This is a genomic window from Actinophytocola sp., from assembly GCF_036378875.1.
In the GTDB taxonomy this organism is placed as follows: Bacteria; Actinomycetota; Actinomycetes; order Mycobacteriales; family Pseudonocardiaceae; genus Actinophytocola.
On the sequence record NZ_DASUVO010000135.1, the window covers coordinates 1 to 9,927 of the forward strand.

Annotated in this window: 10 protein-coding genes; 6 read left to right on the forward strand and 4 right to left on the reverse strand. The window is 69.1% G+C overall.

Annotated elements, in window-relative coordinates; genetic code table 11:
- The 3 genes from VF106_RS39390 to VF106_RS39400 all read right to left on the reverse strand — a co-directional run.
- A partial coding sequence (locus VF106_RS39390) for a hypothetical protein (protein WP_330845099.1) occupies nt 1-187 on the reverse strand: 187 nt, incomplete at its 3' end.
- A gap of 673 nt (nt 188-860) precedes the next feature.
- Entirely contained in the window at nt 861-3,083 is a 2,223-nt protein-coding gene (locus VF106_RS39395) for an FtsX-like permease family protein (protein ID WP_330845100.1), read from the reverse strand.
- 52 nt (nt 3,084-3,135) lie between these two features.
- Nucleotides 3,136-3,813, reverse strand: coding sequence for an ABC transporter ATP-binding protein (locus VF106_RS39400; protein WP_330845101.1), 678 nt, complete (start codon nt 3,811-3,813; stop codon nt 3,136-3,138).
- A 149-nt stretch (nt 3,814-3,962) separates the two neighbouring features.
- On the opposite strand from VF106_RS39400, the gene VF106_RS39405 reads away from it, so the two are divergent.
- The 5 genes from VF106_RS39405 (at nt 3,963) to VF106_RS39425 (ending at nt 7,622) form a co-directional block, all read left to right on the forward strand.
- Nucleotides 3,963-4,628, forward strand: a complete 666-nt coding sequence (locus VF106_RS39405; RefSeq protein ID WP_330845102.1) for a phosphatase PAP2 family protein — start codon at nt 3,963-3,965, stop codon at nt 4,626-4,628.
- Between the two features lie 34 nt (nt 4,629-4,662).
- A complete protein-coding gene (locus tag VF106_RS39410) occupies nt 4,663-5,751 on the forward strand; it encodes an LLM class flavin-dependent oxidoreductase (protein WP_330845103.1) in 1,089 nt (362 codons plus the stop codon).
- Entirely contained in the window at nt 5,748-6,329 is a 582-nt protein-coding gene (locus VF106_RS39415; RefSeq protein ID WP_330845104.1) for an FMN reductase, read from the forward strand. The genes VF106_RS39410 and VF106_RS39415 overlap by 4 nt, the downstream gene beginning before the upstream one ends.
- A gap of 118 nt (nt 6,330-6,447) precedes the next feature.
- Nucleotides 6,448-7,029: a hypothetical protein gene (locus VF106_RS39420; protein WP_330845105.1), complete on the forward strand. Its 582-nt coding sequence runs from the start codon at nt 6,448-6,450 to the stop codon at nt 7,027-7,029.
- Between the two features lie 5 nt (nt 7,030-7,034).
- A complete protein-coding gene (locus VF106_RS39425; protein ID WP_330845106.1) occupies nt 7,035-7,622 on the forward strand; it encodes a hypothetical protein in 588 nt (195 codons plus the stop codon).
- Nucleotides 7,623-7,659: 37 nt separating this feature from the next.
- On the opposite strand, the gene ligD is transcribed toward VF106_RS39425, so the two are convergent.
- Nucleotides 7,660-8,601 (reverse strand): non-homologous end-joining DNA ligase, encoded by a 942-nt coding sequence (gene ligD, locus VF106_RS39430; protein ID WP_330845108.1) that lies wholly within the window; start codon nt 8,599-8,601, stop codon nt 7,660-7,662.
- Nucleotides 8,602-8,804: 203 nt separating this feature from the next.
- Between ligD and VF106_RS39435 the strand changes: the two genes are divergently transcribed.
- Nucleotides 8,805-9,764, forward strand: a complete 960-nt coding sequence (locus VF106_RS39435) for a FliH/SctL family protein (protein WP_330845107.1) — start codon at nt 8,805-8,807, stop codon at nt 9,762-9,764.
- Nucleotides 9,765-9,927 lie beyond the last annotated feature (163 nt).

Genomic DNA, 9,927 nt, shown 5'->3' on the forward strand with positions numbered 1-9,927 from the left:
GCAACCATCTGTGTTGGCGTTGATCATGAAAACGGTCTCGGGTGATGTCGCGGGCCATGCGGCGCAGTGTTGGGGCGATGTTGGTGCGCCGGTACGGGCGAACGTGTCCCCGCAACGACTTGCCATCCACCGCGATGACCACCGGCACCGGCACCGGCTGGTGCGGCGGTGCTGAGGCCCCGGACACGGCATGAGCGGCGGCATCAGCGCGCGTCGTAACGTGGCCTACCCAGCCCGACAATCCGATTCCGGTGCGGGCTCCACCGCGCTCCCGACGCGACCGCGACCGCCGCGATGGTCAACATCGAGGCCAACGAATGCCGAGTACCCCGCCGAGTACACCGATCGGTCACCCGCCCCAGACACACCCGTAGACACAGCTCTCTCACATGATCGTGCGACGTAGACACTCACATGATCAACCAGAGACCGTGCCCGCACTCAGACGGGTGATCGACTTTGACGAACCCCTGCGGGTACGGGCGGGGGAAGCCTACGCAACCATCTGTGTTGGCGTTGATCATGAAATGGTCTCGGGCGATGTCGGGGCGTTGAACCCGGGCGGCGGTTTCGCGGTCTGACGGCGGGTAGTGCCCGCTTCGCGGGCGGTCGGCTGGCGGCCGTGCGAGGAAGGCGTTCTTCATAACGCCCGGCGTGAGGCGGGCTCCCTTCCACACCGCGCTCGGCCAGGCCGGTTCCGCGGATGTCCTGAAGGGCACCCTCGGGACGTTCAGCGTCCTCAAGGGCACCCTCGAGACACGACCGTCCCCCGGTCCGGCGGTAGGGCCCGGTCCGCGCCCCGAGCATGGACCGAGCCCCACCCACGGCTCACTCCCCCGAGAAGTGAGCCGCCCCCTGGATCACTCGTCGGCCAGTGGTTCCGCGCGCACTCGCTTGAGCGCGGGTGTGCACACTGACGCCGCGAGCAGGGCCACCAGTGCGCCGAGGACGATCGGTGCCGCCAGCCATGGGCTCAGTACCGGCGCGCTCTTGGACACCAGACCGAACAACCCGACGCCGACCGCCGTTCCCAGTGCGCCCGCGCCGACCGTCGCCACCAGTGCCGGCAGCGCCGCCTCGGCTCGCAGTGCCCTGGTCAGCGTGCGTACCGGGGTGCCCGCCGCCATCAGGGCGCCGAACGTTCGGCGTCGGTCCATGACGGAGCCCGCCGTCGCGATGGCCGCGCTCAGGCCGCCCAGCACGGACGCCGTCACCAGACCGATCACGGTCACCCGGCGCAGGTCGGCCAGCTCGGTGTTCTGCTCGTCGAGCTTCATCTCCCGGCTGAACACCTGCGCCCCGCCGGACGCGGCCTGCAGCGCGGTGCGTGCGGTCTCCCTGGACGCGTCGCTCGCCGGGAGCGCGACGTCCACACTGGACAGAGGGGCGCCGTCGGGCAGCAGCGACGGGTCGATCAGCACCATCTCCAGACCGGCGGTCGCCACCGGTTGGCCTGGCAGCGGTATCTCCTTCGTCTCTCCGCTGTCGGTGTTCTCGAGCATCTCCATCGCCGCTGTTGCCGGCGCGTAGATCGCCGGCTCGGACCGGCACGTGATCCGCACCGGCAGCAGCACCTGCGCGTCCTCGCACGACACCACGTACGCCTGCAGGAACTGCTCCCCCTGCTGCACGTTCAGGTTCCCCACCGCCGTCGCCCGCTCGACCAGCCCGTACCCGGCCAGCCTCCGGTTGGCGTCGGCCACGATCCCGGACGCGAGTTCGGCATCGGTCGACAGGTTCAGGACGCTGTCCCGGTACTTGATGGCGTACCCGGCCTCCGACTCGAGGCTCGGCATCAGCGTCAGCGCCATCGACCCCGCGAACACCGCGAGCACCACCCCGGAGGACGCCCGGTACGCGGCCTTCGGGTCGTCCCGCAGCCGCCGGCCCGCCAGCAGCACGGCCGGCTTGCGCCACACCTTCGTGAACACCCCACCGAGTGCCGAGGTCACCCACGGTCCCAGGAGGGTGGGCGACCACATCAGGAACGCGAGCGCCAGCAGGACCGGCAGGAAGGAGTTCGACAGGGTCGTAGAGGTCAGCACCGCGAAGAACGCGACCACGGCGACCGGCACGATCGCGAGCCGCGCCGCGGACAGCGGTTTGCGGGTGTGTCCGCCGGTGGCCATCAGCGGCGTGTTCACCACGCGCCGCAGCCCGGCCACCGCCGCGCCGACCACCAGCACCGGCACCGCGAGCGCGATGGGAATCACCATGTGCCACGGCAGCACGAAGTCGTGGGCGAACCATGTGCCGCCACCCCACGGCACCCACGTCGCCAGCGAGTGCAGCACCGGGCTGACGGCGACCCCGATGACCGCACCGCCCACGGCGGCCAGTCCGGTCTCCGCCCCGACCATGGCGGTGACCTGCGCGGGCGTAGCACCCGCGAGCCGCAGCGCGGCGAGCCGGCGTTCGCGGCGCGCGGCGGTCAGCCGGGACGCGGACGCCACCAGCACCAGGCTCGGCACCAGCAGCACCACGACACCGACTCCGGAGAGCAGGCCGAGCAGAGGGTCGACCTCCGCGGTGCCAGAAGCCAGGTGGGGCAGTCCGACGGCGGTCGCCGGCATCGTGTCCGGTGTGTGGCCGACCAGCACCACCAGTTGCTCGGGGAACATCAGCGCGTCATCGCCGAGCAGTCCGACGGGCTTCGCCGCGAACCGGTCGGCGAGTTCGGCGGCGGGCCGGTTCGACGCGAGATGGGCAAGCTCGGGTGACTGCAGCATCTCCCCGGGCCCCGGCAGGCGGTCGATGCCAGGTGGCAGCTCGATCCGCGCGGTGTCGACGAGCGGCGCCACGTCAACTCGGGTGATCACCTTGCCGTCGATCTGGTCCTCGCTGGTCGCGACAGCGACGACCCCGTCGAGGTCGGCGTTGGCCTGGGCGGCGTCGAAGGAACTCACCGGGCGGGGGTCCTGCCACAGCGTGCGCTCTGCCCTGGACTGTGTCGCGTACGGGAGGCTCACCAGCAGAAGCACGAGCCCCGTGGCCACCGCGACCCCCAGTGCGGTCAGCGTGGTGGACACCTGGGTGCGTCGGTCGACCCGCAGTACACGCAGCGCGAGTTGGAACGCGTTCACGCCGCGATCCCTGCCCGCGAGGTGTGCGGAATGGTCATGTGGTTGGCCCGGCTCATGCTGCCACCACCGAGTTCTCGATACGACCGTCTCGGATCGCGACCGTGCGCGGCACCATGGCGGCGACGTCGAGGTCGTGGGTCACGATGATCAGCGCGGCCCCGGTCTCCCTTGCGGTCGTGATGAGGCTGGTGACCGTCGCGTGGCCGGTCTTGGTGTCCAGTGCACCGGTCGGCTCGTCCGCGAAGATCACCTTGGGGCGGTGGGCGATGGCGCGGGCGATCGCGACGCGCTGCGCCTCACCACCGGAGAGCTCACCGGGCCGCCGGGTCTCCTTGCCGGCCAGCCCGACGCGGCCAAGCCAGGTGCGGGCCGCGGAGACCGCCATGTTCCTGTCGCGACCGCCCAGGAGCAGCGGTAGCGCGACGTTCTCCTCGGCGGTCAGCTCGGCGACGAGCATGCCGGACTGGAACACGAACCCGAACTCGGTGCGCCGCAGCTCGCTGCGCTTGGTCTCGTTGAGCTGGTCGACCCGTTGGCCGCCGAGCGTGATCTCACCCGCGTCGGCCTTGAGGATGCCGGCGAGCACGTGCAGCAGCGACGTCTTGCCCGATCCGGACGGCCCGACGATGGCGAGTGCCTCCCCGGCGGCGATGTCGATGTCCACACCGGCGAGCGCGTAGGCGTCGCCGTAGCGCTTCACCAGTCCCCTCCCCGACAGCAGCGGTGTCATGTCCGTCCCCTTCGATCGCGGTGTGTGCGGGGAGAACCCTGCCGGGAGTGACCGGTCCGGCACGTCGGGCAGATGGCCATGACCGGCCGGAGCCGCATGGCCGATCGGCCGACCCACGAATGGCCAACTGGTCACCTACGGTGGGTCACATGACTCGATCAACGCGACCGCGGGTCACGGGCAGCACAGCGACCGTCGTGTTACTGGGGTTGGTCGCGATCGTGTTCACGGTGGCCGTGCTGAACCACGACGTGCTCAGCGGGCTGGACGGCACGTGGCGGGACTGGGTGATCGCACACCGGAACGGCACGCTGACCGAGGTCATGGTGAACGCGAGCCGGTTCGGCAGCACGCCGGCGCTCATCTTCTACGCGCTCGTCGCGGGGGTGTGGCTCGTGCGGAGCGGCCGGCCTCGGGACTCGCTGCTCGTGGTGGGCGGGTCGGCGAGCGGGCTCGCGCTCGGCCCGGTGCTCAAGGTGGTGGTCGCACGACCCAGGCCGGCACTGAACGAGCACGTGGTGTTCGTCGACAGCTGGTCCTACCCGTCCGGGCACAGCCTCAACACGATGGTGGTACTCGGGTTGCTCACCGTGCTCGCGATGCGTGCGCGACCCGGCTGGCTGTGGCGCACGCCGCTGGCCGTCCTGGGCGCGTTCCTGGTGTTCATCGTGGGTTTCAGCCGGGTCTACCTTGGGGTCCACTGGCCGTCCGACGTCATCGCCGGCTGGCTGGTCGGTGCGCTGTGGCTGGCGATCTGTTTCACCCTGACGCGCGGGAATAGCCACCCATCCGGTACTGTTCGAGAAGGTAGTTGAGTATGCAACTACTTCTTCGAGAGGGATGAGCGTGATGCAGTTCGGGATCTTCTCCGTCGGGGACGTCACCATGGACCCGACCACCGGCGTGACGCCGAGTGAGCGAGAGCGGATCAAGGCCATGGTCACGATCGCGCTCAAGGCCGAGGAGGTCGGGCTCGACGTGTTCGCGACCGGTGAGCACCACAACCCGCCGTTCGTGCCGTCGTCGCCGACCACGATGCTCGGCTACATCGCGGCACGCACCGAGCGCCTGATCCTGTCCACCGCGACGACGCTGATCACCACGAACGACCCGGTGAAGATCGCCGAGGACTACGCGATGCTGCAGCACCTGGCCGACGGCCGCGTCGACCTCATGATGGGTCGCGGCAACACCGGCCCGGTGTACCCGTGGTTCGGGCAGGACATACGGATGGGCATCCCCCTGGCCATCGAGAACTACGCGCTGCTGCACGAGTTGTGGCGCAAGGACGTCGTCGACTGGGAGGGCCGGTTCCGCACGCCGCTGCAGGGTTTCACGTCCACGCCGCGGCCGCTCGACGGCGTTCCCCCGTTCGTGTGGCACGGCTCGATCCGCAGCCCGGAGATCGCCGAGCAGGCCGCCTACTACGGCGACGGCTTCTTCGCCAACAACATCTTCTGGCCGAAGGAGCACTTCATCCGGCTGATCAGCCTGTACCGGGAGCGGTTCGCGCACTACGGACACGGCACGCCAGAGCAGGCGTACGTCGGGCTCGGCGGCCAGGTGTTCATGCGCAAGAACTCCCAGGACGCGGTCAACGAGTTCCGGCCGTACTTCGACAACGCGCCGGTGTACGGGCACGGGCCCGCGCTCGAGGACTTCATGGAGCAGACGCCGCTGACCGTCGGCTCGCCGCAGCAGGTGATCGACCGGACGCTGACGTTCCGCGAGTCCTTCGGCGACTACCAGCGCCAGCTGTTCCTGATGGATCACGCCGGCCTGCCGCTGAAGACCGTGCTGGAGCAGATGGACATGCTGGGCGAGATCGTTCCGGTGCTGCGCAAGGAGTTCGCCGCCCGGCGCGCTCCGGGTGTCGCGGAGGCCCCGACACACGCCGCGCTCGTCGAGAAGGCGCAGCTGGCGGAGGTGCAGTCATGAGGCTGGTCGTCGTTTCGGCTGGGCTGACGCAGCCGTCGTCGACCCGGTTGCTGGCCGACCGGCTGGCAACCGCGGTCGAGGCGCGGGCCGACGTGGACGTGCGGGTGATCGAGCTGCGCGACCTTGCCGTCGACATCGCCAACCACCTGGTGACGGGCTTCCCGTCACCGGTGCTTGGCGACGCGGTGCGGGCGGTGGAGGAGGCGGACGGCCTGATTACCGCCACCCCGATCTTCACCGCCTCCTACAGTGGTCTGTTCAAGTCGTTCTTCGATCTGATCGACTTCGAGGCCCTGACCGGCAAGCCGGTGCTGATCGCGGCGACCGGCGGCACGGCACGGCATTCGCTGGCGCTGGAACACGCCCTGCGGCCGATGTTCGCCTACCTGCACGCGGTGGTCGTGCCGACGGCCGTGTACGCGGCGTCGGAGGACTGGGCGAGCGGTGAGCTGTCGGAACGCGTCGACCGCGCCGCCGGCGAGCTGGCCGACCTGATGCTACGCACCCCGGCCCAGCACAAGGAGGAGGAGCTGATCCCCTTCGAGGAGCAGCTGGCCGCCCTCCGCAAGAAGCCCTGAGCGTGTCGCTATGACACGCTCAGAGACACGCGCTGACCTGCTGTAACAGCGTCGATCCCCACGCGACTGACATAAAGCAGTGCCGCAAGGCACGTTTGCGCAGGTCAGGAGCTTTACCATGGAGATTGTCAGAAAGTTACGCGCAGTCGCGATAGCGGGCGGGATCGTCGCGCTGCTGCTCGGCACGGTGACCGCCCAGGCGTCGGCCCGGCCCCTGGAGCGGGAACACGTCCACATCCTGGAGAGCGAGGTGATCACCGACTGCGGACTCACCATGCTGCAGGAGACGGACGTGATCATCAACAGGGTCTTCGTCGCCCACGGCCGCGACGGCCTCGCCTACCTCCTCGAGAACTTCCACGGCTCGTCCACGTTGACGAACCTCGACAACGGCCTGAGCGTCACCCATGCCTTCAACAGCGTCACCAAAGACCTCAAGGTGACCGACAACGGCGACGGCACGCTGACGATCCTCGTGCTGTCCACGGGTTCGCTCAAGGTCTTCGGGCCGGACGGTGAGCTGCTGTACAACGATCCAGGACAGATCCGCTTCGAAATCCTGATCGACCACGGCGGCACACCAACCGACCCGTCCGACGACGAGTTCCTGGAGTTCCTCGGCGACGTCTTCGGCAGCACAGGCCGCAACGATCTCGAAGGCCTGGAGTTCTGCGACGTCGTCGTGCAGGCGATTGGTTGACGTCGATGTTCTCCGTGAAAATTGTCAGGAAATCACGCGCAGTCGCGGTAGCGGGCGGGATCGTCGCGCTGCTGCTCGGCTTGTCGTCCGCCCCGGCGGCGGCCCAGCCCATCGAGAGGGTGCATTTCTACGATGTCGGCAGTGAGGTGTTCACCGACTGTGGGCTCACCCTGCAGAGCGACTTCGACATCATGGGCAACATCGGCGGCAACGTCCGGGGCCCCAACGGGCTCCTCTACTTCGTGCAGAACTTCCACGGCACGGTCACGACGACGAACCTCGCCAACGGCCTGAGCATCACCGAGTTCTTCCACAACGTCGTCAAGGACCTGAAGGTGACCGACAACGGCGACGGCACGCTGACGATCATCATTCTGGCCGCGGGCGCCTTCAAGGTCTCCGGCCCGGACGGCACGCTGCTGTTCAACGATCCGGGGCAGGTTCGTTTCGAGTTGGTGCTCGACCACGGCGGCACCCCCACCGACCCGTCCGACGATGTGGAGCTGTCGTTCAGCGTCGTCAGGGAAAGCACCGGCCGCAACGATCTCGAAGGCATCGAGTTCTGCGACGTCGTGCAGCAGTTCATCGGCTGACGGCCAGTGGGTGCTCTCCGTTCGCGGAGAGCACCCACTACGCGTCCTTCGCGGCCTGTTCGGCGGCTCGCTTGCGTCGCTTGCCCTCGTGCATGGCGGCCACCCGGGCAACCGGGATCTCGTGGCCTTCGGCGATCAGGTCCGCGGGCAGTACCTGCGGTTCGGGAAGCGCGTCCGCCCACGGATCGTGGTAGCCGAGCAGGTCGGCCGCGTTGCGGATGGTGAAGTCGCGCGGCGACACGCTTTCCACGTCCTCCCACGGCACGGGGAACGACACCGTCGCGCCGGGCCGGACGCGGGGGCTGTACGCGGCGACCACGGTCGCGCCGCCGGCCCTGGTCGAGTCGATGAACACCTTCCCGCCGCGGTCGGCCTTGATGTAGGCGGTCGTGGCCACCTCGGGGTCGATCCGCTCAGCGCGGGCGGCGAGTGCCCTGGTCGCGGCCGCGGTGTCCGGCATCTCGTGGTCGGTGGACACCGGAACGAACACGTGCACGCCCTTCGCGCCACTCGTCTTCACCGCGCCCGCGAGACCGACGTCGGCCAGTGCCTGACGCACCAGCAACGCGGCCTGGACCGCGGCGGCGAACGAGTCGGAGCCCTCCGGCGGGTCGAGGTCCAGCACCAGGTGCGTCGCGCGGTCGAGGCGGGGCACGCGGGCGAGCGTCGGGTGGTACTCGACGGCCCGCTGGTTCGCGAACCAGATGAGCGAGCGCCGGTCGTCACACAACGCGTAGTGCACCTCGCGCCGCGACGACTCGGCCCAGTAGGCGTACGTCTTCAGCCAGTCCGGCGCGTACTTCGGCACGTTCTTCTGCATGAACGGGTCCTGCCCGGCGCGTACCCGCACGACCGACAGCGGCCGGTCGGCCAGTTCGGGCAACAGTCGCGTGTGGACGGCGTCGAGGTAGTCGACGAGGTCCCGTTTCGTCGCGTCCGCGCCGTCGAACAGCGGCTGGTCGAGGTTGGTGAGCGGCACGTCCGCCCGCGACTGTGTTGACTGGGTCGCTTCACTCCTCCGCCCGGCCGCCTCCTTCCCTCGTCGCGTGCTCGCCGCTCGTTCCTCGCTCACGAGCACGCTCCTCGGTCAGTCCGGCGGAGGGCTCCCCCGCTCCACTCCCGCGTGCTTTTCGCCGCGCCCATGGACTGGGACTGTAGCCGTCCTGCGGGTACGGTGCCCGCATGTCCCGACCAGGAGGACCGTACCGCGACGAGCGGTACCCACCGCAGCAGCGGCAGTACCCGCAGGACGGGTACCAGCAGGGATACCCGCAGCAGGGTTACCCGGACCAGGGCTACGAGCCGGACTACGGCCAGGGCTATGGCCAGAACCACGGGCAGGGCTACCAGCGAGGCTCCACCCAGGATCAAGGTTACGGTGCCGGCCAGGGTTACGACCCCGGCTACGCCCCCGATGAGCGCTACGGCACCGACCAGGGCTACGACCGCGGCTACGGCGACCAGCAGCCGTACCGCCCCCAGCACTCCGGCGCGGAGAGACCTCGGCCCTCGGCGCCGCCACCCGAACCGGAACACGAGGGCGGCGGGTTCCGGCTGCCCGGCCTCGGGCTGCTGCTGAGCCTCCTCGGCCTGGTGGTGCAGGTGCTGTGCCTCGTGGTGCTGCCGTGGGTCTCCGGACCGGCCGGCACCGCCGGACTGCCGGAGCTCTGGGACGCCGCGAAGGACGTCAGCGCCGGCGGTTTCGGCGGCTCGTACGTGCTGCTGTTCAGCTACCCGCTCGCCGCGCTCGGCATCCTGCTGTCGCTGGTGTCGGTGCTCGAGTCCGTGGTCGTGAAGGTCATCTGGGCCATCCTGGCGCTCATCGGCGTCGCGGCACTCGCGCTGCGGTTCGGCTGGGACTCGATCTCCGCCGGCTCGTTCGACTTCTCACAGCAGGAGATCACGTACGGGATCATCGCGCTCTCCGTGCTGTTCGTCGTGATCTTCATGCTGAAGATGGCGATGTCGACGTTCCGCATCGTCGGCGGGCTCGTGCTGCTGGCGGTCGCCGGTGTGCACATCGCCGCGCTGCGCGACATGACCACCAGCCTCAGCGAACTCGAGATCGCCGCGTACGGCCCCGCGGTCGGCTACGTGCTGGCCGCGTTGGCGGCGTTCATCGGCCCCCGCCGCATCGGCTGACGGAAACGCCCTGGCAGGGCCGCCTTGGGTTCTAGTGATTGTTGCAACACCCCAGTTCAAGGGGTGCGATGGACTACGAGGTCCGGGCTGACCGTAAGCCGCAGGGACGGAAGAAGCTGATCCGGGAACGGGCTGCATACTTCCAGCTCATGCAGCAGGGCTA

Bases quoted from the DNA above. Each gene is read 5' to 3' on its own strand.
- VF106_RS39420 (WP_330845105.1), top strand. From the start codon at position 6,448: ATGGAGATTGTCAGAAAGTTACGCGCAGTCGCGATAGCGGGCGGGATC.
- VF106_RS39425 (WP_330845106.1), top strand. From the start codon at position 7,035: ATGTTCTCCGTGAAAATTGTCAGGAAATCACGCGCAGTCGCGGTAGCG.
- VF106_RS39435 (WP_330845107.1), top strand. From the start codon at position 8,805: ATGTCCCGACCAGGAGGACCGTACCGCGACGAGCGGTACCCACCGCAG.
- VF106_RS39410 (WP_330845103.1), top strand. From the start codon at position 4,663: ATGCAGTTCGGGATCTTCTCCGTCGGGGACGTCACCATGGACCCGACC.
- VF106_RS39400 (WP_330845101.1), bottom strand. From the start codon at position 3,813: ATGACACCGCTGCTGTCGGGGAGGGGACTGGTGAAGCGCTACGGCGAC.
- VF106_RS39405 (WP_330845102.1), top strand. From the start codon at position 3,963: ATGACTCGATCAACGCGACCGCGGGTCACGGGCAGCACAGCGACCGTC.
- VF106_RS39415 (WP_330845104.1), top strand. From the start codon at position 5,748: ATGAGGCTGGTCGTCGTTTCGGCTGGGCTGACGCAGCCGTCGTCGACC.